General features: G+C 35.9%; 18 protein-coding genes and 2 tRNA genes. 5 read left to right on the top strand and 15 right to left on the bottom strand.

Features of this window, described 5'->3' with window-relative positions:
• Window positions 1-90: 90 nt before the first annotated feature.
• Both GFU89_RS18380 and GFU89_RS18375 read right to left on the bottom strand, forming a co-directional pair.
• Window positions 91-1,881: a M56 family metallopeptidase gene (locus GFU89_RS18380; RefSeq protein ID WP_318848519.1), complete on the bottom strand. Its 1,791-nt coding sequence runs from the start codon at window positions 1,879-1,881 to the stop codon at window positions 91-93.
• A gap of 2 nt (window positions 1,882-1,883) precedes the next feature.
• Window positions 1,884-2,255, bottom strand: coding sequence for a BlaI/MecI/CopY family transcriptional regulator (locus GFU89_RS18375; protein WP_309436686.1), 372 nt, complete (start codon window positions 2,253-2,255; stop codon window positions 1,884-1,886).
• A gap of 106 nt (window positions 2,256-2,361) precedes the next feature.
• On the opposite strand from GFU89_RS18375, the gene GFU89_RS18370 reads away from it, so the two are divergent.
• Window positions 2,362-3,579: a PQQ-dependent sugar dehydrogenase gene (locus GFU89_RS18370; protein ID WP_318848518.1), complete on the top strand. Its 1,218-nt coding sequence runs from the start codon at window positions 2,362-2,364 to the stop codon at window positions 3,577-3,579.
• A gap of 43 nt (window positions 3,580-3,622) precedes the next feature.
• On the opposite strand, the gene GFU89_RS18365 is transcribed toward GFU89_RS18370, so the two are convergent.
• The 8 genes from GFU89_RS18365 to GFU89_RS18330 all read right to left on the bottom strand — a co-directional run bounded on the left by GFU89_RS18365 (window position 3,623) and on the right by GFU89_RS18330 (window position 13,747).
• Window positions 3,623-6,058 carry a TonB-dependent receptor gene (locus tag GFU89_RS18365; protein ID WP_318848517.1) on the bottom strand — a complete coding sequence of 812 codons (2,436 nt, stop codon included), beginning with the start codon at window positions 6,056-6,058 and terminating at the stop codon, window positions 3,623-3,625.
• Between the two features lie 162 nt (window positions 6,059-6,220).
• Window positions 6,221-7,375: a pyridoxal phosphate-dependent aminotransferase gene (locus GFU89_RS18360; protein WP_318848516.1), complete on the bottom strand. Its 1,155-nt coding sequence runs from the start codon at window positions 7,373-7,375 to the stop codon at window positions 6,221-6,223.
• A gap of 2 nt (window positions 7,376-7,377) precedes the next feature.
• A complete protein-coding gene (locus tag GFU89_RS18355; RefSeq protein WP_318848515.1) occupies window positions 7,378-8,454 on the bottom strand; it encodes an FAD-dependent monooxygenase in 1,077 nt (358 codons plus the stop codon).
• A 333-nt stretch (window positions 8,455-8,787) separates the two neighbouring features.
• A complete protein-coding gene (locus GFU89_RS18350) occupies window positions 8,788-10,164 on the bottom strand; it encodes a tryptophanase (RefSeq protein ID WP_318848514.1) in 1,377 nt (458 codons plus the stop codon).
• A gap of 92 nt (window positions 10,165-10,256) precedes the next feature.
• Window positions 10,257-10,874 carry a DUF502 domain-containing protein gene (locus tag GFU89_RS18345; protein ID WP_047377240.1) on the bottom strand — a complete coding sequence of 206 codons (618 nt, stop codon included), beginning with the start codon at window positions 10,872-10,874 and terminating at the stop codon, window positions 10,257-10,259.
• 23 nt (window positions 10,875-10,897) lie between these two features.
• The gene (locus GFU89_RS18340; RefSeq protein ID WP_318848513.1) at window positions 10,898-11,476 is read right to left on the bottom strand and encodes a tRNA-(ms[2]io[6]A)-hydroxylase; all 579 of its coding nucleotides are present in this window, start codon (window positions 11,474-11,476) and stop codon (window positions 10,898-10,900) included.
• A 75-nt stretch (window positions 11,477-11,551) separates the two neighbouring features.
• Window positions 11,552-12,640 (bottom strand): acyltransferase family protein, encoded by a 1,089-nt coding sequence (locus tag GFU89_RS18335; protein WP_318848512.1) that lies wholly within the window; start codon window positions 12,638-12,640, stop codon window positions 11,552-11,554.
• A gap of 219 nt (window positions 12,641-12,859) precedes the next feature.
• The gene (locus GFU89_RS18330) at window positions 12,860-13,747 is read right to left on the bottom strand and encodes a metalloprotease (RefSeq protein WP_318848511.1); all 888 of its coding nucleotides are present in this window, start codon (window positions 13,745-13,747) and stop codon (window positions 12,860-12,862) included.
• Between the two features lie 184 nt (window positions 13,748-13,931).
• On the opposite strand from GFU89_RS18330, the gene rplU reads away from it, so the two are divergent.
• From rplU to GFU89_RS23360, 4 genes are all read left to right on the top strand, one after another.
• On the top strand, window positions 13,932-14,510 hold the full coding sequence (gene rplU / locus GFU89_RS18325; RefSeq protein ID WP_076597840.1) for a 50S ribosomal protein L21: 579 nt from the start codon (window positions 13,932-13,934) through the stop codon (window positions 14,508-14,510).
• Between the two features lie 12 nt (window positions 14,511-14,522).
• Entirely contained in the window at window positions 14,523-14,780 is a 258-nt protein-coding gene (gene rpmA / locus GFU89_RS18320) for a 50S ribosomal protein L27 (RefSeq protein WP_027372929.1), read from the top strand.
• Window positions 14,781-14,971: 191 nt separating this feature from the next.
• Window positions 14,972-15,139, top strand: a complete 168-nt coding sequence (locus GFU89_RS18315; RefSeq protein WP_318848510.1) for a bacteriocin-like protein — start codon at window positions 14,972-14,974, stop codon at window positions 15,137-15,139.
• A gap of 197 nt (window positions 15,140-15,336) precedes the next feature.
• Window positions 15,337-15,504: a bacteriocin-like protein gene (locus GFU89_RS23360; protein WP_413228611.1), complete on the top strand. Its 168-nt coding sequence runs from the start codon at window positions 15,337-15,339 to the stop codon at window positions 15,502-15,504.
• Window positions 15,505-15,580: 76 nt separating this feature from the next.
• Here the strand turns inward: GFU89_RS23360 and GFU89_RS18310 are convergent, their stop codons facing one another.
• The 5 genes from GFU89_RS18310 to GFU89_RS18290 all read right to left on the bottom strand — a co-directional run bounded on the left by GFU89_RS18310 (window position 15,581) and on the right by GFU89_RS18290 (window position 22,874).
• Complete coding sequence (locus GFU89_RS18310) at window positions 15,581-18,112, bottom strand: DUF5686 family protein (RefSeq protein ID WP_318848509.1); 2,532 nt, start codon at window positions 18,110-18,112, stop codon at window positions 15,581-15,583.
• Between the two features lie 277 nt (window positions 18,113-18,389).
• A tRNA-Asn gene (locus GFU89_RS18305) sits at window positions 18,390-18,463 on the bottom strand.
• 136 nt (window positions 18,464-18,599) lie between these two features.
• Window positions 18,600-19,349 carry an AAA family ATPase gene (locus GFU89_RS18300; RefSeq protein ID WP_318848508.1) on the bottom strand — a complete coding sequence of 250 codons (750 nt, stop codon included), beginning with the start codon at window positions 19,347-19,349 and terminating at the stop codon, window positions 18,600-18,602.
• 40 nt (window positions 19,350-19,389) lie between these two features.
• Window positions 19,390-22,563 (bottom strand): S41 family peptidase, encoded by a 3,174-nt coding sequence (locus tag GFU89_RS18295; RefSeq protein WP_318848507.1) that lies wholly within the window; start codon window positions 22,561-22,563, stop codon window positions 19,390-19,392.
• Between the two features lie 237 nt (window positions 22,564-22,800).
• Window positions 22,801-22,874, bottom strand: a tRNA-Asn gene (locus tag GFU89_RS18290).
• Between the last annotated feature and the right edge of the window lie 40 nt (window positions 22,875-22,914).

Here is a 22,914-nt window from a genome sequence, read left to right as displayed (position 1 = left end):
TGAAGATGAATATTTTGATAATAAAATTTTAACAGTCTCAAGATGAATAATTGAAAAAATAAAAAGCGCTAAAAATTAGCGCTTTCAATATTAAGGTTTTGTAAAAGTCATTGTTGCGGGGACTTTTAGCACAGAAGCAATGGGATTCCCATCTTTCGTAGCAGGTTTCCAGACTGTGTTATTACTTATTTCAGTGACTGTCTTAAGAAGCTCCTTGTTGAAAATATCGTTATCACCCGAAGTGGTTACCTGTGTTGTTTTACCTGTCTCATCGATGTGAATATAGGCAGTTGATGTTATAGTACCATACTTAGGTTCAAAGTTACTGGTATCAATACCTTTATTTATTTGCATTCTAAAACTTTTATCCCCATCAACGTATTGTGCCGGAAGCTCATTAGTATTTTGTGGAGTATTGGTGGCTGTATTTGTGTTTTTACCCTGATTATTTTCGTTTATGCTATTTATCCTTGGAACGATTGTATCTGAAACGGCTTTTAAATCTTGTCTTTTGAATCCCATTATGACAGAAGATTTTCCTTCTTGTCTGGTCTTTTCAAAATAAGGCGGAGTCATTAAAGTAACCTGATAAGGCTGAGGATTTTGTGCGGTTCTGGCATTCGGATAAATTTTGCTGATATAAACATTTGAAAAATCCGTTTTTTTATAGTTTTTCAAAATGTTGTTTTCAATTTTTTTTGAATCAATCCAGACTGCGTAGTCTTTTTTATTTAAAAATGATTTCCACTCACTCTCTGTTGGAATTCTTTTTTTCAATTCAGGTAGCGCAAAGAATGTGATCTTCTGTTCATTTTTCTGGGTTTCATTCAGTAGAGGATAGAGTTCTTCCAGTCTTTTTTTATCACTTTCTGAGATTTTTTTTGAAAATTCTGCATACTTTCCATCATTCAGCAAATCTGCATATTTAGCCAATATGTCCTTGAATTCCTGATAAGAATCCTGGCTATTAGTTTGAGTAGAAGTTTCCGTTATTTTTTCAGACATCTGAATACTGGCCGGATTGCCTGCATACGTTCTTTCAGAAAGTAAAACTGCGGCAGCAATCAGTGTGGTGATTCCAGCTGTTTTTCTTAACAGGTTGAATTTCGATTTTTTTGTTTTCATCATAATAAATCTTTTTTTGGTGTTATTAAAATTAAATGAATGAGTCAAAGGAGGATTTTGTTGGCTAAGAATTTCTTCAAGAATAAGGTTTTGGTATTCTTTAATATTATAATTCTTTTTCAGTACCGCTTCATCTGCTAAAAACTCGTGATTCGTGATCACGGCTTTTTTGTATAAGAAAAGAACAGGATTGAACCAGGTGAAAATCTTTAAAAGATTCAGTATTACTAAATCTACACTGTGTTTCTGATCAATATGAGCCTTTTCGTGCAGGAAAATCCTTTGGTCAATTCTATTATTTACCATGTAATTTTTCCCCATATATATCGTATTCCAGAAGCTGAACGGAGAGAGACTTTCACCTGTTAATATAATATTGTAATGCTCGTAAATACGTTTTTCCCCTTTAATTCTTCTGACAGCTAAGAGAGCTAAAAGACTTTTCATGAGTAGAAAAAGTGTGATTATAACATACACGCCCCACACAATATTCATCCAGTTGAAACTTTCCTGTTCCGGCTGAATAAAAATCATTTGCTGAGCCGTTCCTTCAATCATCATTTGAGTTTGAGGTTCTATTTTAGCTTCAGGCCTTTGTATCGTAATATTGATAAATGGAATGATATAAGAAAGCAGTATACCACTTAATAAATACCATCTGTTGAATCTGTACATTCTTTCTTTTTCAAGGAAGAGATAATAAACGGCAATGAAAATAGAAGAACATATAATTATTTTCAGAACAATGGCTGCCATATCTATTCTTTTATCTGTTCATCAATGATATCACGGAGTTCTTTCAATTGCTTTTGACTAAGCTTTGCATTAGATGTAAAAAAGGAAGCAAACTGTGTTACCGAGCTGTTGAAAAAACGATCAATCATGGAAGACATTTCTTCCTTGAAATATTCCCCCTTTTCTATTTTTGGATAGTATTCACGGGAATTTCCATACACTTTATAACCTACAAGTTCTTTGTTCTGCATTCTTTTAAGCAGGGTTGCAATAGTAGTTGCAGCAGGCTTAGGATCGGGGTAGGTTTCCAGAATATCCTTCATGAAAATTTTTTTCTTCTCCCAAAGGATTTCCATGAGAATTTTTTCAGAATCTGTTAATTTAATCTCTTTCATTCTACAATGTTGTAATTTATTCTACAAATGTAGAATAAAAAATGAATCCAACAAATTTTATGGCATTATTTTTCCATTCATTATAAAATCACCTAATCATAATACTATGAAAATCAATCAATTTTACATCCCTGTAGTAAGCCTTTTTCTTATTTTGTCATCGTGCAAAGAAAATCATGCAAATGCTCAGAAGACAGGAAATGACGGAAGTGTAGAGACAGATAAGCCTAATTCAAACTACAAACCGGCATTCAAAGGGCAGACAAGAATTAAAGCCGTAAAGAGTACAACAGCTTATAGTGTAGAGATTCTGAATAAAGATTTAGGAAGACCTTGGGGGATTGTTAATTTACCTGATGGGAAATTTCTGATTACGGATAAGAATGGTCACATGAATGTTGTTTCAACCGATGGAAAGCAGGTGTCAAAAATAGAAGGCTTTCCAAAAGTGGATTCAAAAGGACAGGGAGGAATGCTTGATGTAGCTCTTGATCCTGATTTTACCGTTAACAATATTATTTACTTCAGTTTTTCAGAACTGTTTGGAAAAGGGAACTTAACTTCTGTAGCGAAAGGTAGGCTGTCTGCAGATCTCAAAAATATCTCGGACGTACAAGTTATTTTCCGTGCCGAACCTTCTTATGACGGAGATAAACATTATGGAAGCCGTCTGGCCTTTGATAAAGATGGACATTTATTTGTGAGTACAGGAGAAAGATCAGATAAAGTAACCCGAGTCTATGCACAGAAAACGGATAATTATCTGGGGAAAATTCTGAAAATTACAAAAGATGGCAAACCTGCTCAGGGAAATCCTTTTATCGGAAAACAAGGCTATAAACCTGAAATTTATGCTTATGGTGTGCGTAACCCGCAAGGAATGGCAATTGATCCTAATGGAAACCTTTGGGATGTGGAAATGGGACCGAGAGGGGGAGATGAGATTAATCTGATTCAACCCGGAAAAAATTACGGTTGGGGGGATGTGACATATGGAATTGAATATTCCGGAGACAAAGTAGGACAGGGAATCACCCAAAGAGAGGGAACTGAACAACCCGTTTATTACTGGGATCCTGTGATTTCGCCAAGTGGAATTACTTTTTATACAGGAAATATCGAGGAATGGAAAGGAAATCTGATAATCGGATGTTTAAGCGGTGAGCATATTGACAGAATTGTTATGAAAGATAATAAAGTGATTGGTGAAGAACGTCTTCTTGCAGATCAAAAAGAACGTTTCCGTGATGTATTGAACGGAATGGACGGAAATCTTTATGCGGTAACCGACAGCGGAAAATTGTATAAGATTTCAAAAAAATAAAATAAAAAAACTCCTGGAAATTTTCAGGAGTTTTTATTTTCAATTAAAACTTAAAGTTAAGTCTGGCAAAAACCTGTCTTCCGGAAAATCCCATCTGAACAGGATCAAAAATACCTCCACCTTCTGTATTTCCATCGCTTACATGAGTGGTTTGCAGCGTAGGATATCTGTTGAATAAATTTTTACTCCCCAGGGTCAGATTTAAATTCTTACAAAATTCATAACCAAAAGAAAGATCGGTAGTTACTTTCGGATTATAGACCTGTTCTGCACCATCATACCCAATCAGTGTTGCTTTGTCAAACCTTACCAGCTGCAGATTCGCATTGAATTTGTTGATCTTATAATTGAGGTTTAAATTGACCTTTGTTTTTGGAGCAGAAGCAAGAATAAAAGCCTTTTCTCTATCGCTCAGGTAAATATCTTCTTTTCCTGCGAGCTTTTCTGAAGTATTCACTTTGGTGATTTCCATATCATTATAGTTTCCGGCTAAGGTAGCGGTCAGTTTCCCGGAACCAAGATTTTCGCTATAGCTTAAGATAAGATCAACCCCTTTCGTGCGGGTATCAATCGCATTAGAAAAGAACTGTACCTGGTCAATAAATGGATTATCTGCCTGAACGTCTGCCGGCAGGTCTGCCTGTGCAAAATATCCGGTAAGAACAATTCTGTTTTTTACCTGAATATAATATCCATCCACTGTCGCCGTGAATTTTCCTGTGTTGAAAGTAAATCCGGCACTTCCGTTCACAGAGGTTTCCTGCTTCAATTGTGGAATTCCAAGGCTGCCAGCAATTTTACTATCGTTAGAAGCTAGCTGAATAGTAACCAATTGACCACCCTGGAAGTTCGTAAACTGCTGGCTGTAGTATTTCTGAGCCAGAGAAGGAGCTCTGAACCCAGTAGAAACGGAACCACGGAAAGCGAACTGTGGAGTGATCGCGTATCTTGTCGCGAATTTTCCATTTAAAGTACTTCCGAAATCATTATAATTTTCAAATCTTCCGGCAACACTTACCATCCAGTTTTTTGTAATATCAAGTTCAGTGTCTACATAGGCCGCAAAGTTATTTCTGCTTTTGCCAATATCTGTAGAATATCCTGGGAATCCCTGAGAGCCGCCTGGTCTTACATTACCACTTAAAGGATTGGTGACAAGAAGGTTTTGGGGAGTACTGGCAGTCACAGGATTTCCATTTACATCATACATGCTATAAGAAGCTTCTTCTCCTTTGATGATATCAAATTTTTCATACCTGAATTCAGATCCAAAAGCGATATTCAGTCCTTCAAGCACTTTAAACTGTTTCACGGCATTAAAACCTGTTGTATTCTGTAACAATGAATGTCCTCCTGCATTAAAGCTTGTAGGTGATTTGATACCCAAAGTGGCATTTATCGTATTTTCAATCTGATAGGTAAATCTGTTGTTGCCAAAAGCATTATAAAAATCTACATCCCATCCGGCAACCTTAAACTTCAGGCCGTTGTCAAATGTAAAATCTGTAATACTTGTATTTTCAATCGGATTGAATCCTGTAGGATAAACTTCAGGAATATTTCCGTCTGCATCTGCTGATCTGGTCCATGCGTAAGCCTTGGTATTTCTGTGGGAGAAACCTTGACGGGAATAGAATTTCAGACCATCAGATAAAGGGAGCTCAATATTTCCAAAAAAGTAAATGTTTTGCGCCTTTGCATCCCCGAAACGCTGTCTCGGTGCTAGTGGATTATTATAAATATCAGGATTTGCATTTCGTATCGCATAATCTTTGTTCATAAACTCTACTGTAAAGTTTCCAAAACCTCCTTTGGACCCTATTTTGGTTCCTAAATTTCCACTGAAATCAAAGGTAGTGCCGTCTATTTTATGATCTGAGACAACATCATTATTTCCGGGACTTTTGAAAAGGTTCATCCCTGTGAATAGATTCCCTTCAAAACCTTTATCACGGTCATTCAAAATAACATTGATTACCCCTGCAATAGCATCAGATCCATATTGAGCTGAAGCTCCGTCACGAAGGACTTCCACTCTCTTTATGGCGCCAATCGGAATGGTATTCATATCATATCCGGTGTTTCCTCTTCCTTTGGTTCCGAAAAGGTTGATCAATGAAGATTGATGGTATCTTTTTCCATTCAAAAGGAGTAAAGTCTGATCCGGCCCCAAACCTCTTAAAGTGGCAGGATCTACTGCATCAGCACCGTCAGACCCTGATTGTTTGTTGGAGTTGAAAGAGGGTGCAGAAAACTGTAAAAGCTGGTTAATTTCTACCTGCCCTGTTGACTGGCTTACCTGTTTAATATCGATGATATCAATAGGAACAGGCGTATTTACTACGGTTCTTTTTTTATTCCGGCTTCCGGTGATGGCTACTTCGTCAATCTTCGATTCTTTCAAGGTATCCTTTATTTGCTGGGCATAGGATAGGGTAGAAACTCCAAGAAAAATAACGCTGATGTATTTTATTTTCATATAGATAATTTTGAGTGGTGATTTAATCAAAATTATCAATATTTATTTTTAAATCCATACTAAAATTAAATATTTAATATGGATGTCTTAATTTAATGGTGATTTGCGGTAACTTAAGAAAAATAATAACTTTTTATTTAAATTTAATGAAAATTTTTAATGTTAAAAGCTGGTAATGATTCTGTTAATTCCTTCTTCTAAAATTTCCTGGGAGGTGGAAAAACAAATTCTGATATGTCCTTCCGCTCCTTTTCCAAACCATCTTTCTGATCCGGGAACAATGGCAACCTTTCCCTGCTTTAAAACATGTTGGGCAAACTGATCGCTGGACATTCCGTTTTCGATCTTTGGAAAGAGTACAAAAGTGGCCTCAGGCAGATTGGGAGTTACAATTTCTGAGCGGCTTAATAATGTAAAAGCAAGGTCTCTGTTGTTCTGTAAATGAGCTAAAAATTCTTTATACCAAGGTTTTGCTTTCTCCAGCGCTACGGTTCCGGCAATCTGTGACAAAGTAGAAACCCCTTCTATTGTAGAATTGAAATTGGATTTTTCTGTAAAATCTTCAATAATGTCCAGATCATTACACAAAACCGCCCCAATTCTCAGTCCTGCAATTCCAAATGATTTTGAAAACCCGTAAACAGTAAAGCTTTTTCTCTTTGCTTTCTCAGAAACGGAAGAATACGTATGAAAGTTCTTGTTGTCATAAATAATATCACTCCAGATTTCATCACTCATCACCCAAAGATCATGAGCTGAAGCAATTTCTGCAATTTTTATTAAAACTTCTTTAGAATACACTTTCCCCAATGGATTGTGCGGATTGCAGATGCTGATAAGTTTGGTTTTAGGATTGATTAAAGAAACCAGCTTTTCAAAATCAATGTCTCCCGTTGTTGTATCTACAGGGCAAAGCATTACTTTTCCACCAGCTGTTTCTACTGATTTTTTGAATAGAAAATCCACAGGGTCCAGAATAATTGCTTCATCACCAAGATTCAGAACATAAGATGCGATTAGAAACATTCCCTGGGCAGCGCTGTTGACAGCCAATACATTTTCAGGAGAAAAACTTCCGTGTTTCTCATTAAAATGATCTGCCACACTTTTTTTGAATTCCGGAAGACCAGAAAACGGTCCGTAGCTTAGATAGCCGTCTTTCAGGTATTCAATAATTCCCTGTTCTATTTCAGGGGCCGTCCTGAAGTCAGGATCTGCAGCGGTAAGGGGTATAATTCCTTCTTCAAGGGTTGCCCATCTTCCGTTGTAGGCTTTTCTTTTCAGGGCTTCAAAATTGATATCGTTATTGCTGAACATATTTATTTATAGGATATGGGTAAAATATTTTCTGATTGTTGACTGAGAGGGAGAAGGAACTGATTGAGCAATGTTCTTCCGTTGTTGATATGAACCTCAATTTCAGGCTTCCTCTGGTTTTCATATTTTCTGAAGGCTTCTGTTTTATTTTGCTCTTCAACTAAATATTTCGTTAATGTAAAAGAGTCTTTCAATGCTGAGGTTACTCCCTGGCTCGTAAACGGGATTAATGGATGGGCTGCATCTCCGATGAATACAATGTTATCTTTATAAAAAGGATTCAGTTTTTCCAGTTCATAAACATTCCATAAATGTACATTTTTATAATCTGATTTTTGTATGATTTCAGGGACTAAAGGATGCCAGTTTTCAAAAACGTCAAGCATATATTTCCTTAAGTTCTCAGCAGAACATTCATTGATCATGTATTTCTCATTATCAAACTGTGAATACCAAAGAATAGTGTCAGCAGAAAGTTTAAGAATCCCAAAAGTAAGTCCGCCTTCATCATGATGGAATTTTATAAAATCATTTTCAATAGAATCCGCAATTTCCTTATCCTGAATGATATTAACCACTTCGCTTTCTCTGACCAGCTTCATGGTTTCATCTTTAAAAAGGCTGCTTCTGATGCGGCTTTTAGAACCATCAGAAATAACAACAATGTCTGCCTCAATATCCGTTCCGTCCGAAAGTTTCAGTTTTCCATTCTGCTTATCATTAGGGATGATGGTTTGTTCATAGGTTATTCTTTCAGGAGAAATATTTTGGGACAACAGATCTATTAGTGAATGTCTTGAAATGGCAAAAACATTGTTCAGTTGCTTCTCTGCAAGTACTTTTCCTGTATGAGAGTATTGTATATATTTTGTTAAAAAGTTTCCTTGCTGAAGAAGAAGATCAGAATCAAGGATCTGATAAAGGTATTCCATGCCTTCCTGTGGAATGAGAAAACCATGACCTGCCAGATCTTTCTTTTTTCTTCTTTCGTAAATGTGATAATCAATCTTGTATTTTTCTAAGTAATTCGCCATGCTTAAGCCGGAGATACCGGCGCCCACGACAGCAATTTTCTTCATTTTCGGAATAACGGATTTTTCAGGTTGGTTCTCAAGTATTTTGCATCTGTTTCATCAGATGGATACAAAATTAAAATTAAAAACATTCACTATTTCAAAAAATGGATTAATTTGATTTTTGTTTTCTGAAAAATAAGATAAAAAGCACAATGTATTGTATGTGATAAATAAATATACTTGATTTATATTTATCTATAAATTGAAATATCTGATTGATTTTAAATGAGTTGTGTTTGTTTTTTTTTGAATATATAAGAAATAAGGTTATCCTTGTAATAGGAAACTTTTGAACGTTAATGCAAAAAAAACCGGAAAAAAATTCCGGTTTTATGATTAAGCTTTTTCAAGCTGAACGGTAAAGTGTCTTAAGATTTCCGGTTCCCAGGTGATCTTGTATCCTTTTGCTATTTCGTCACGTCTTTCATAAACGTTCTTGATCGCAGCAGCAATATAATCCATGTGGTTATTGGTATAGGTTCTTCTAGGAATTGCCAGACGTACCAATTCTAACTTCGGATAACGGTTTTCTCTTGTTGCAGGATCTCTGTCGGCTAATAATGTCCCGATTTCTACAGTTCTGATCCCTGCTTCTTTATAAATTTCAAGTCCTAATGTCTGTGCCGGATATTCTTCACGGGAAACGTTCGGAAGGAAGTTTAAAGAATCAATGAATACTGCGTGTCCTCCGATTGGTTTCTGAACCGGGATTCCGTATTCAATCAGTTTATTACCCAGATATTCAACCTGAGAAATTCTGCTTTCAAGATAAGCAAATTCAGTTGCTTCATCAAGACCTACAGCTAATGCCGCCATATCTCTTCCAGCCATTCCTCCGTAGGTAATAAATCCTTCGTAGATAATCGTAAAGTTGGATGCTTTTCTGAAAATATCTTCATTATTCAAAGCAATGAATCCTCCGATATTTACCAAACCATCTTTTTTAGAACTCATTGTCATCCCATCACCATAAGAGAAAATTTCCTTACAGATATCCTTAATGCTTCTGTTTTCCTGTCCTGCTTCTCTTTTTTTGATGAAGTAAGCATTCTCTGCAAATCTCGCAGAATCAAAGAATACAGGAATTCCATATTGGTCAGAAAGTGCTTTTACAGCTTTCATGTTTTCTAATGATACAGGCTGTCCTCCTGAAGAGTTGCATGTGATCGTTATTAAGCAGAAAGGAATGTTTTCTTTGGGATGACTTTTATAAACTTCTTCCAGCTTTTCAAGGTTGATGTTTCCTTTGAAAGGGTGAAGATCATTAATGTCAAAGGCTTCGTCTATTGTACAGTCAATAGCATGTGCCTTTCTGATTTCGATATGTCCTTTTGTAGTGTCAAAATGAGAGTTTCCGGGAACTACATCACCTTCTTTTACCAATACTGAGAAAAGAACGTTTTCTGCAGCTCTTCCCTGGTGTGTTGGTAATAAATATTTGAATCCTGTAATTGTTTCAACAGTTTTCTGTAATTGTTCAAAAGAACGGGATCCGGCGTAGCTTTCATCTCCTGTCATCAAAGCAGACCATTGTCTATCAGACATTGCTCCGGTTCCTGAATCGGTAAGCAGGTCAATATAGACATGTGAAGATCTTAAATTGAAAAGGTTATAATTAGCTTCTTTAAGCCATTGCTCTCTTTCTTCTCTGGTGGATTGATAGATTTCTTCCACCATTTTAATGCGGAAAGGCTCCGCGTACGGTAAATTCATGAGTTAAATTATGTTTTAAATTGTTTGTAAAGAAAATGTGCTTGAAAATAATTTTCAAAATTCATCAATGTATAAATAAGACGGAAAAAGGATTATTCCGGAGCCTTAAATATATTTTCATCAGAATGGAATCCGGCTACACCGCCACTCACTGCGAACTTCATTGCAGAAGCCGCTGTCATTCCCACTACAGGTTTGATGTTTTTTTCTTCAGTAACAATTACCCAGCCCGAGATGGCGTACGAGTGGGGAAGGTATACCGCAACGTAATTATGCTTGTCAACGTCCGACATTTCTTTTTGGGTTAAAAAGCCGATTCTCCAGATTTCTGGATTTTCATTGGTTTTTACCCATACAGGATCGTTGAATTTTTTCTTGTCACCTACGAATGAAGACATCACGTCTTTCGTAGGAGTGTAAATATGTTTTACTCCCGGAGTTTTCTCCAGTAAGCTGTCCATCGTATCGAAAAAGAATCTTCCGACCACGAATTTATTTCCCAGATATCCTAAAATAGCAGTGAATAATATGATTGATACAAAAACAAGCCCTGGAATCTGCTTGGCAAGTGAAGGAACAAGATTGTCAATTGCACTTACAATATACCAGATTACAAAAATAGTAAGCCCGATAGGACCAATAATAACCAGTCCCTGAAAAAAGTTTTTCAGGAATAAATTGGCGATATTTTCAAAGCTTGGCTTCTTCAATGTATATTCTTTACTGTTTTATTTTAACCGTGGATGGATTCTTTATTTCCGTAGGATTTAATAATCTTGGCTTCATATTCCAGCCATTCTTCCCAACGTTGGTTTACCTTTTCGATATCACCCAACTGTCTTGCGAAACCAATGAAAGTGGTATAGTGATTAGCTTCTGAGATCATTAATTCTTTATAAAAAGTTTTAAGCTCTTCATCCTTAATGTTTTCGGTAAGAACTTTGAATCTTTCACAGCTTCTTGCTTCAATCATCGCTGCGAAAAGCAGTTTGTCAACAATCAGATCTTCTCTGCTTCCCTGAACAACAAACTTAGCCAGTTCATTGACGTAATCATCTTTTCTGGCTTTTCCGAAAACAAATCCCCTTTTTTTGATAATTTCGTGAACCTGGCTGAAATGGTCAAGCTCTTCCTGCGCAATGGCAATAAGTTCTGTGACGATTTCCGGATGTTCGGGGAGCATATTGATTAAACTGATGGCATTTGTTGTGGCTTTCTGTTCGCACCACGCATGATCCGTTAAAATTTCTCCTATGTTTCCTTCTGCAATATTTGCCCACCTTGGATCGGTAGGAAGTTTCAACTTAAACATGTTTTGAATTTTTTGTAAAATTAAAATAAATTGCGATAATAAAGATTATTTTATTTCAAATTGACTGCTAATCTGTTAAGAAGCTGTTTTTTTTCTTAAAAACTCTAAGATTTGCCATCCCAGAGCGTCCACTTTTTTTAATCCTGCAGCTATAATGAAAGCAAGAATAATATTAAGGATATAAATTAAGAGCATCAGAATCCACCATGACATATTCTCTTTCAAAGGAACCACCAGGAAATAAACCAGTGATGAGCTGATTCCTTGTGCAAAGTAGAAGAAAATAGCATTCTTCCCGATGTAGGTAATGAAGTTTTCTTTTGTGACTTTCAGTCGGTTGTAGAGAACAAATAATGTTACCAGAGAGAACAATGCCCAGATGATATAAGGAATCTTGGGTGGAAATTTATTTTTATTGATCTTATAAAAAATGTCACCTCCATAATACCAGAACATCCATATAAGAGCTGCTCCAACAAGTGCATATAGTACAGGAATTGCTTTTGTAGGAATTTTTTTTCCACGCATTTTGTTTCCAATTAAAAAGATGGCAAGGTAAAAAGCGACATATCCCACCTGTCCTGTTGGGTAATACTCTGGGAAGATGTTGAATAATAATGTTAAAGCAATACAGAGTCCAATGAACCAGTTGATGTGCTTTGGGAAAAATCTCAGAATAAGAACACCGAAAACAGTGAGAACATAATAAACTTTAAGATACCAGAAACTTCCCATAACAACAGGAAATGTGTCTGCATTGGTATATTGATGAAGATACCAGTTCCCAAGGTTTTCCCATTGAGGAGTTGTTGAAATATTGATAGCAGAATATTTAGATCCAAATGTAGAGTAAAAACTTTGGAGCCATTCTATCGAAAAGAAACTTAATCCAAATACTTTAAAAAAGTAATCTAAAAAGAAAAGCAGGGTTACGAAGATCATATAAGTGATCTGCAGCTTAAGGAGACGGTACAATGTTTTTTCAATATTAGCTCCTGATGTAATGCCGCTGAGTGCATAAAAGAGGGCTACATCAAAAACGAGAGAGAAAACCCTTACCTCTGCGGGAATATAAAACTGTCCAGACCAGAAAGCTGTATGGATAAATATGATTGAAAGTGTTGCCAGCCCTTTGGCGAAATCAATGTAGAGATCTCTGTTCATTATAGATTGCTTGGAAATTCTTTTGTTATCTGTTTTACTTATAAGTCCAAAAATGAATGTTTAAAAAGAAATAAAAAATATTTCAACAGATCATTCAACTTTTTCAAAAATACAAACAAAATGATTTTGTAAGCTACAAAAAGGTTGTTTAAAACAAAAAAGGGGCGGAACATACTGTCCGCCTCCTTTCTTAAATATGCTAAAAATGAATGTTCTCGTTTATTTAAGGTTTTTAAACTCTTCTGCAGAAATTTCTCCAGACTGAATTTTTTTCAGCTCATCAATGTATTGACTCATGTAGGCGTCAATTTCAGGATTCACTGTGTTTTTTGCCATCTTATAAGTTCCGTTCAAAACTCCCTGATAATAATAGAAGAAGTTATAATCGAAATTGGAGGCGTTAAGATCATACTGTCCTAACAGGAATCCTAAACGTACTGCTGATCTTCTCTGTGCAGGTGTTCCGTGGTGTCCAGGGCTGTTAGTCTGATAATCTCCAATACTTTGTGCAAACTCGTAAGCCGCTGCAATTTCCGGGAAACTTGTTTTATTGTACCCGTTAGGTCTTCTCAAATAGTATCCTGCAAAACCATCAGCTTCAAGCTCGTTTGGTCTGGCAGTATTTTCGTTCACGGAAGGTAATCCAAAAATGTACTGCAGCTGGTGTCCATACTCATGAGCAAGGATCATTGCATTTACGATATCACCTCCTTTTGCTTTTGCATCATAATAGATCGCATATCCATAATAGATCTTTCCTGTAGAGTAGGAAATCGCATTATACGTAGAGTTGAAATTGGATGCATCATTCACAAATCTCAAAGTAGGATTACTTCTTCCCCATAAACTTGCAATTTTAGTCATTTGTGAATTCATAAAATTGGTGTCTGTCGCGTTCTGAAGTCCAGTTACTAAAACAGAATTGTTACTCCAGTTGTTGTCAACATAGTAACAGATTTTTTCAAGATCTCCAGGCTGATCAATTTTTGCACTCAGTGCATCTTGTTGAGGTTGAACATTATTGTCCATTTGGTCATCACTACATGCTGTCAATGATGCAACAGCAATTGCGCCTGCTACTAAGCAGAGATTAAAGTTTCTTTTCATATATAAATTCAATTTGGTAAAACGAAGGTATGAAATTATCTCTTAAGTGTGAGTACTTTATTGTTAAAAATTATTCAAAGCATAGTGAATAGAATTTATATTAAAAAAACATTGCTTTGATTGTAAGGTAATTAGAATTTTATTTGTATATTTGCACCTCGAAATAACTAAAAATTTATAAACAATGTTTGCAATTGTAGAAATAGCAGGGCTTCAATACAAAGTTGAGCAAGACCAGAAGTTGTTTGTAAACCGTTTAAAAGGAGATAAAGGAGGAAAAGTTTCTTTCGATAAAGTTCTTCTTACTGTAAACGGAGCAATCACTGTAGGCGCCCCAGCTGTAAATGGAATCACTGTAGAAGCAGAGATCCTTGACCACGTAAAAGCTGATAAAGTAATCGTTTTCAAAAAGAAAAGAAGAAAAGGTTACAAAGTTAAAAACGGTCACAGACAATCTTTAACTCAAATCGTAATCACTGGTATTACTGGTTTTGAAGGAGGAGCTAAAAAAGCTGCTGCTAAAAAAGAAACTGTGAAAGGTGAAGTTCTTTCTGACAACGCAACTGTTAACTTTGGTGAAGATCACGAATTGAACTATCACTTAAAGAAAAACAACTTGTCTCAGTCTAAAGAGAACAGAGAAACTTTAATTACTTTAGGTAAAGCAGTTAAAGTGGAATTAGAAAAGAATATTCTTACTCATGAAGAAGTAGATGCTGCTATCATTAAGAATATCGATCAATTTAAAGCACTTAATAAATAATCCAGTAATAAAATGGCACACAAGAAAGGAGTCGGTAGTTCCAAGAACGGTAGAGAGTCTCACTCTAAAAGATTAGGTGTGAAGATTTTCGGAGGACAAGCAGCTATTGCCGGAAATATTATTGTTAGACAAAGAGGTACTCAACACCACCCAGGTGATAACGTGGGAATCGGTAAAGATCACACTTTGTTTGCATTAGTAGATGGTAAAGTAGTTTTCAGAAAGAAAGCAAACAACAGATCTTTTGTATCTGTAGAACCAAACGCATAATTTTTACGCGTTTTATAAAAATTAAAGCCTCAGCATTTGCTGAGGCTTTTTTTGCTCTATTAATTATAACATTGTTTTCAATATATTCAATTGTTTGTGAAATATATTTATATTTGTTAACTGCTCAGTTATGAGTCAGTTGCGAAGACCGAAAAGCATAAAGAGTAGGTGTACATTAAAACAAAATAACTATGAAAAATCTAAAGAAATTAACCCAAAAGAGTTTAAAAGAAATAACCGGAGGAGTGGCGGCAGTCTGTCCTTCTATGTTTCAGTCCTGTGATGAATGGTGCAGATGGTCACCATGGCAAAAATCACACTGTATGCTTTCTCAGCCATGTTCAGAATGTTTTGAATGATATTAAATAGAATTCTTTTTTTTAGGATTTTGTAGAGCTGACCCTTTTAATAGGGATCGGCTTTTATATTAAGTTAAAAAACTTAAATAATATCCTATAGTAGTGAAATAATTATATATTTGTCCGTAATCAAATAAAAATCATTGCGGAAGCCGAAAAGCAGAGAGAGTAGGCAACAAATAAAACTAATTATAATCATGAAAAATTTAAGAAAACTAACAAAGAAAAATCTTAGAGAAATTAATGGAGGTGCTGTATGGTGTCCACCAAAACCTATTACATCATGTGGCACGTGGTGTGGGTTGACAAAGGAGCAGAAAATGCGCTGTCTGCTTGATGTAGAAGAGCCTTGTGAGTGCTTTTAATTACTTTATATAAAGTTGAAAATAAAAGTTCGGCGGCTTCTTTGAAGCCGCCGAACCTATTTTATATTGTTTCTGTTTAAAATCCTACCTGGAATCCTGCTTTGACACCGAATTTTGAAATATCCGGTCTGTCAAGATAATTTCCTCTCCAGTTGAAATCTACCCTGAAAATTCTAAGGTTTCCGATTCCTATATTTTCAATCCCGAATCCGTATTCATAATAAATATGTTCACTTGGTGCAGAATATTTAAAACCTTCCACGTTGATTGCCTTTGAAGCATCACTTAGCGTTCCATAGGCTCCTCTGATAAATGCAACCTCTCGGAATTTTAGTTTTTTAATCAAAGGAATATAAGAAAGGATCTTACCGTTAAAATGATGTTCCAGCTGAAGTGTTGTATAAGCATCAGTCACGAACTCATAATAGTTAAGTTGAGAGAAGGTATTTGGTACCAAACCATAGGAAAGGTTGGCCGGAATGATATTCTGTAGTGCCAGAGGAACTGTATTGAAGTTTTTTCCTGCCTCAAAATTCACTACCAGTTTTCCCATACTTCCAATTAAAAATGGCTTATAAACCATGAACTGAAGCTTGTCATAATTGAAATCTGCATTAAAAAGGCCTTCAATACCTCTTGTATATCTTAAAACAATGGTTGGAGCCAGATTTCTGGCTTGGTAACGGTCAATACCGGTTTGTGAAAATTTAGCTCCAGGTTTTGCAATTAAACTGATGGTAACATGAGAATCATTAACGGTCTGTCTTAGCTGTCCGTCCTTATAATACATAAGGTTGAATTTCTCAGGAATGGCAGATTTAATGCTCTGCATGACTCCATCTACTCTTATCTGAAAGTTTTTCCATGGTTCAATAGCGGCAAAAAAACTTGTTTTGTTTACAGAACTTAAAGAAATGTTTTCTCCTCTTGCAAAAAAGGTACTGGAAGATGAAGATTTTGGAACAACACCATCGCCGGAAGTAAGCTGCCCTCCAAGCTGAACGATATCTCTGCTGGTTCCTGCTCCAATCATAAAGCGGTTAAGCTTGTTGAACATATATCTTGCCTCCACCCCATATTTAAACTGTTGATCTTTGAAACCATAAGCTGTATAAAACTGAGCTCTCCAGGTGTCATTCAATCCGAAATAGGTTCTTGCTCCTAATCTTATTCGGTCTCCTTCCACTTCATTTCTTCCGTAAATAGAGAAGATAGGACCAATATCTATTCCTTTAAAGGCGTTGTAATACCGTGAACCAAGGGTTTCAAACAGTTTTACCATTCGGTTGAATTTTGGGGTCTGCTGAAGCTGATCAAGCATGCTATAAACTCCCTGTTCTGCCTTGGATAAAGTGTCAGGTCTCGCTTTAGTCCAGTATGCATCATCTTTATTCGTAAACTGGTCTTCATATTCCTCTTCCGTGCGTTTGAATACTTTTGGATCAAGAGGTTTATTGAATTCATACTCAGAATAATCAACCGATCTTTTGGCTATGATGCTTTTGGATCCTTTCTTTTTTGAAAAAGGACTCATTTCAAATTCAGTAATCAGCTTTTTAGGAAGAAAAGTGGTTTCATCAGGATTATCATATTCCACTTGCGTATAAACACTGTTGACGAAATTTACATTGATCTTTTGAGTTGACTTTAATGTCGCTCCTAAAACGGCATAGGTATCCGTATCTATATAAAGATTTCCCTGGAAGGCAAGGATGTCTTTTCTCTTAGGCTGATATCTTATCTGAAAAGCTTTCTCACCACGAATAGTAATGGTGTCCATAAGATTGTAATCATAGGTACTGAATCCGTCTGTTCCTACAGGACTTTGGAATCCTATATCGAAATAATTCAGGGTATTGTCGTAGATATTGATATCACGATACAGGTTTTTAGCTGAAACCGTAATTACCTGATTGTCCTGGAAACCTGAGGTCTTTTGGGCAATTAATGTTCTTTTGCTGTCCTTGTCTGGTCTGTTTTTACCAAAATTTTCATAAACGGCTTCATTCAAAAAGATGGGAAGTCCCAGCCTTCCACTCGCTGTAGAGTCAGCATAATCGAAAATGAAATCCAGTTTATTGAAAATCTTTTTCTTCATGAAAGCGCTATCCAGGTTGTTAAGATCAAATTGGGTTTTTTCGTATTCTTTGTAGGAATAGGTGTCAAATTTTTCTAACCCATTATTTCTTTTTTGCGCCCATACTTTTTGCATGATAGCATAAGCCGGGTTTTCTTTCTTGTTCTTGTATTTGGTTTTTCCGCTTTGAAGGACAATCTCCTGGATGTCACTTACTTTAGCCTGGGATAGCTGTACGAAAATATTTTCAGCATTTTCAGGGGTAATATCAAGCGTTTCTGCGGTGTAATTTTTTCTGGAAAACTTTAAGTGATGAATGATGCTGTCTGACTGAACGGTGAAGCTACCTGAAGTTGTCGTCAGGGAAGGGGTTTTGCTATTGTTGATAAAAATATCAACCTTAGTGAGTTCTTTGTTGTTTTTTTCGTCAACTACCTTGCCGCTGGCCCGGTTTTGAGCACATACGGAACTGGATAGAATCAGGAAAAAAAATAAAAGATAGTGTTTTTGGGAGTTATTGTTTAACATCATTCGTTTCTTCAGGCAATTAGCATAAACAAAAAGTGTGCAGTTTATTAAAAAAAATGGGTAAAAAAGAAAATATTTTTATTCTACTTTATTAAACGGCAAATGTAACGAAAATTATATATGTGTTTGTTAAAATTAATAGAGAAATTTCAACACTTATAAGGATAATAATCAGGGAATTAATAACAATTGGAACGTATTGATAATTATGAATTATCAGGATGTTCATTTGCTGTGATTTATCAATAAAAAAAGACCTACATTTCTGTAAGTCTTTTTGCTCCTCCTGCTGGGCTCGAACCAGCGACCCTCTGATTAACAGTCAGATGCTCTAACCAACTGAGCTAAGGAGGAATTTCCTTTGTTTTAAGTGGTGCAAATATAATAGGAATATCTGTACCAAGCAAGTTTTATCCTGTGTTCTGGGTGATTTTTAACTAAATGCATTGAAATTCAATAAGAAATATTTTCTGAAAATTTCTATTTAAATCTAGAGGTCTTCAAATAAGTGTTGAAAATACCGCTCTGGAGCTTCCAAAAAATTCTTTGTTAGCTGGTAGTGCTCTGTTTCTTTATAATGAATTTTTTGAATTTTATCATCAAGTAAATAAATTTCAGCAGTTGGATAACTCATTAATATCGGTGAATGGCTTGAAATTATAAACTGAGCCCTTCCTGTTTTTTCTAATTTATGAATAATAGATAGTAAAGAAAGTTGTCTCTGTGGTGATAAAGCAGCTTCCGGTTCATCAAGAATATAAATGCCATGCTGGAAATGGTTATGGAATAATGATAAAAAAGCTTCACCGTGAGACTGTTGGTGTAAAGATTTTCCTCCATATGCTTCCAGAACTCTTTGATCTTCTTCAGCCACTTCATCAATATAAGTAGCAAAGTTGAAAAAACTTTCAGCCCTCATGAAAAAACCTTGAGAAGTCTTATGGTGCCAGGAAAGAGTAAGATACTCTGACAGCATGGATTCTGTTTTATGAAAGTCGTAATTGTGATTGCGGTTTCCGCCAGCCACATTGAAATTACATTTGTCTGCAATTGCTTCAAGCAGAGTAGATTTTCCAATTCCATTTTCACCAACGAAAAAAGTAACGTTGCTTTTTAGCCTTATATCTAAACCATTACGTATAAAAGGCAGGCTGAAAGGAAAGTCTTGTGGATGATTATCTTTTAAATAAATCTTAGATAGGTAAGGCATTTTGCTTGATAGAATTATTAATTCTATCAAGCAAAATATGTGCAAAAAATAAGAGCAGTATTTTTAATTCTTATTTTTTTAAATCTTTCAGTATTTCCTGAACAGCTCGTTCCAGCTGAGGGTCATTGTTCTGAAGTCGGTCCATAAAGGTGTTTTTAACATAAATATCAGGTTTTACACCGGTTTTTTCGAGATTTTGCCCGTCCAAAGTATAAGTTCCCCAAGAAGGCAATCTGTAAGAAGAACCATCTACTAACCCCTTAGCGGAGGTGAAAATGATCCATCGATAGGTATCCTGTCCAATAATTTTACCCAATTTCAGAGCTTTAAAACCAGCAGCAGTTATTTCAGCATCACTTAATGATCCTTCGTTAATCAGCAGAACAATAGGCTTCCCAGAAGGGGCAAAGTTCGGTTGCGTTGTCATTTTTCCTTCACGATATTTCCATTGTAAGTAAGGCTTCTGAGACAGGAAATTTAATACCTTGTCATGAACATTTCCGCCTGTATTATAACGCAGGTCAAGAATAACAGCATCTTTTCTGTTTTCCTGTTCCACCATGTCCAGAAGAAAACGGTCAAGCTCATCTGTAGACATGTTTTTCATGCATGAATAAGCAATACGGTTGTTGCTAAGCTTATCAACACGCTGATGATTGTTGTAGATCCAATCGTCGTAAAGCAGCCCTTTTAACTCAACGTTTGAAATCGGATGTATTTTGGTTGTAACATTTTTACCATCACGGCTGAAGCTAAGAACAAGTTCATCCTGTTTTTTAGGACTTGTGAAATATGTTTCACTGTTTTCTTTAGGCTCAATCTTTTTCCCATTGACAGAAATCAACTGATCTCCAGGTTTAATGTCAACCTCGGAACGGAAAGCCGGAGATTTTCTTACAATACTTTCTACCGTGTAAGGCTGGTCTTTTTTGAAGATAATTCCTGTTTCGTTGGTGAAATAGTTCAGGAACATTGTTTCCTCTTTTCCGGTTGAAGAAAATCCGGTATGTGAAGAATTGAGTTCCCCTAGAAGATCATTCAGTAAAATTCGCAGATCATTTCTGTTATGTACATACGGAAGGTATTTAGCATATTGCTCCCTTTTTTCTTTCCAATTAATACCATGGAATTTTTCATCGTAAAAGTTTTCCTCTACACCCGTCCATGCTTCGGCATACATCTGGGTGAATTCGGAGGCTAAATCTTTATCAAAACTATACTGAATACTTATTTTTTCAGGTTTTAAAGCAGCTACGGTTGTTTTGTAAATATTACCTTCTATCAGAGCAAATAGATTCTTTTCATTTTTATTGATATAATAGGCTGCTTTATCGAAAACTTTTTCAGATTTGGCAGGCTCGAAATCAGTAAATACTTTTTTGAACAGCTGTCTTTTACCGTTATCCTGATTAGAATTAAAGAGCAGTATTTCCTTCTTGTCATCTGTAAAAACTGTGGGATCGTCCTGATATCCATATCTGTCAGTCACCAGTTCAATTCTGTCTAAAGTATCCTCAGGATTTACTTTAAGTTCCTTGATAACAGGTTCTTTTTCTTCCTTTTTATCCTTCTCCTTGTCTCCTTCTTTTTTGACTTTTTTGTCCTTGCCGTCTGTCGTTTTTGTTTCCTTTTTCTCTTCAGTGAAAAGATTATCGAATTTTTCAGATTTAAAAGGTTCATCAAACCAGTCCAGTGCCATGCGGTAAATATTAGATTTCTGCATTCCTAAAGGATAAGAAGGGTTGGTTCTGTCACTGGCAAAATAAATGTATTTGCCGTTTGGCGACCATACAGGATCTTCTTCTGAAACACCGGTGTTGGTGAGGTTCAGGGTCTGTCCTTTTTTGATATTATAGATTAAAATATCAAGCTCAAAGTTTCTTTTTGCGGAGAAGAGGACATATTCGTTGTTTGGTGAAAAAGAGGGTCTTGAGTTTTGGAATGCCCAAATTTCGTCTTTTACGATCGTTGTGGACTTGAAACTTTTTAAATCCAACAATCTTACTTCATCCCGGCCGCTTAAGTAGACTGCTTTTGAAAGATCGCTGTCAAGTGTTATATTGCGGTTATTACGTAAATCATCTGTTAATTGTTTTGGCTGGCCTTTTCCGTCTGCAGGAATAGTAAACCAGTTTTGGTATCCATTGTAGGTCTGGCTATAAAGCAAAGTACGGTTGTCTTTAAGCCATTTTACTTCCATAGCACGTTCTTTACCATCAGAAACCTGTTGGGCGAATTTTCCTTCAATATCTGATACGAATAAAACACCACGGCTTATAAAGGCCATTTTTTTACCATCCGGAGACACATCATAATAGGAAATATTATTTTCTACATTGAAGTTTTGTTCCTTTTCCAGTGTTTTGTTGGTGTTCAGGCTTACATTCAAAGGCTTTGAGTCTTTGGATACTATATCATAAATATAAAGCTGATAATCTTTTTCAAAAATTACTTTGGAGCCATCTGCTGAAACTGAAGGCTTTTTAATAGAAATATCAAATTGGGTTAAAGAAGTTTTCTTACCGTTTTCGAGTTTATAAAGATTATATTCCCCGTTATTTTCATCAGAAATAAAGTAAATAATTCCGTTTTTATCTACGCTTGGGTTAAAATCCTTCCCTTCATAGTTGGTGTATTGTTTGAAAGAATTGGTTGTGGGATTGTATCCTAAAATATCAGGATTGTTTTCTCCTTTATAGCGCTTACGCTGTACCTGATGGGCGCTTTCGGAAGAGCTTGTGAATAGATATTCTCCAGCAGGTGTTTCTGCAAGACCATTGGTATTATTAAAGTAATTGTTGAACAGTTTTTGTGGAGTTTTTCCTTCAATCGTTGTTTTAAAACTGCCGAAATTATTATTTCTGTTAGAGGTAAAATAGATGGTTTTGCTATCCCATGACCAGCTTTCCATTTCGTCTCTTCCGGTATGGAAGGTTAGCTGCTTGATAGTTCCTCCTTCAGCAGGCATCACATACACATCATAATTTCCATATTGGTTAGAACTGAATGCAAGCCATTTCCCATCCGGAGAAAGGCGGGGATTGATTTCTTCTCCATCCAGTGCTGTAATCCTTGATGCATTTCCACCATTGGAATTTACTTTCCAGATATCACCGTCATAAGCAAAATAAGCTGTTTTCCCCTCAGGGCTCAATGAGGGACTTGATAAAAAATAAGACTTTTCCTGCGCTGAAATCCCTATAATAGAAAATGCTGTTAATAACGAAATAATAGTTTTCTTCATGGTATAATTGGGTATTTATGCAATACTATAATATTGATTTATTAAGTGTCCATTTGCTGAGAATTTTCTCAATCTGGATTACTCTAAAAAGAATAGTCGGATTATTGAGGCAATCGTTACATGGAAAATACTGAGGGGGATGATAATTTTGAGAATAAAATATCTCTTTTTAATGATCGTAAGGTTATTGTTGAGATTAAAGCACAAAAAAAGACTTACATTTCTGTAAGTCTTTTGCTCCTCCTGCTGGGCTCGAACCAGCGACCCTCTGATTAACAGTCAGATGCTCTAACCAACTGAGCTAAGGAGGAATGTCCTTTGTTTTAAGTGGTGCAAATATAGGACGAATAT

The organism is Chryseobacterium sp. JV558 (assembly GCF_033712365.1).
GTDB lineage: Bacteria > Bacteroidota > Bacteroidia > Flavobacteriales > Weeksellaceae > Chryseobacterium.
This window is presented reverse-complemented; position numbering and strand designations above follow the sequence as displayed.

Excerpts from the sequence above, each read along its gene's own strand:
- GFU89_RS18380 (WP_318848519.1), bottom strand. The coding sequence starts at position 1,881 with ATGGCAGCCATTGTTCTGAAAATAATTATATGTTCTTCTATTTTCATT.
- GFU89_RS18375 (WP_309436686.1), bottom strand. The coding sequence starts at position 2,255 with ATGAAAGAGATTAAATTAACAGATTCTGAAAAAATTCTCATGGAAATC.
- GFU89_RS18370 (WP_318848518.1), top strand. The coding sequence starts at position 2,362 with ATGAAAATCAATCAATTTTACATCCCTGTAGTAAGCCTTTTTCTTATT.
- GFU89_RS18365 (WP_318848517.1), bottom strand. The coding sequence starts at position 6,058 with ATGAAAATAAAATACATCAGCGTTATTTTTCTTGGAGTTTCTACCCTA.
- GFU89_RS18360 (WP_318848516.1), bottom strand. The coding sequence starts at position 7,375 with ATGTTCAGCAATAACGATATCAATTTTGAAGCCCTGAAAAGAAAAGCC.
- GFU89_RS18355 (WP_318848515.1), bottom strand. The coding sequence starts at position 8,454 with ATGAAGAAAATTGCTGTCGTGGGCGCCGGTATCTCCGGCTTAAGCATG.
- GFU89_RS18350 (WP_318848514.1), bottom strand. The coding sequence starts at position 10,164 with ATGAATTTACCGTACGCGGAGCCTTTCCGCATTAAAATGGTGGAAGAA.
- GFU89_RS18340 (WP_318848513.1), bottom strand. The coding sequence starts at position 11,476 with ATGTTTAAGTTGAAACTTCCTACCGATCCAAGGTGGGCAAATATTGCA.
- GFU89_RS18335 (WP_318848512.1), bottom strand. The coding sequence starts at position 12,640 with ATGAACAGAGATCTCTACATTGATTTCGCCAAAGGGCTGGCAACACTT.
- GFU89_RS18330 (WP_318848511.1), bottom strand. The coding sequence starts at position 13,747 with ATGAAAAGAAACTTTAATCTCTGCTTAGTAGCAGGCGCAATTGCTGTT.
- rplU (WP_076597840.1), top strand. The coding sequence starts at position 13,932 with ATGTTTGCAATTGTAGAAATAGCAGGGCTTCAATACAAAGTTGAGCAA.
- rpmA (WP_027372929.1), top strand. The coding sequence starts at position 14,523 with ATGGCACACAAGAAAGGAGTCGGTAGTTCCAAGAACGGTAGAGAGTCT.
- GFU89_RS18315 (WP_318848510.1), top strand. The coding sequence starts at position 14,972 with ATGAAAAATCTAAAGAAATTAACCCAAAAGAGTTTAAAAGAAATAACC.
- GFU89_RS23360 (WP_413228611.1), top strand. The coding sequence starts at position 15,337 with ATGAAAAATTTAAGAAAACTAACAAAGAAAAATCTTAGAGAAATTAAT.
- GFU89_RS18310 (WP_318848509.1), bottom strand. The coding sequence starts at position 18,112 with ATGATGTTAAACAATAACTCCCAAAAACACTATCTTTTATTTTTTTTC.
- GFU89_RS18295 (WP_318848507.1), bottom strand. The coding sequence starts at position 22,563 with ATGAAGAAAACTATTATTTCGTTATTAACAGCATTTTCTATTATAGGG.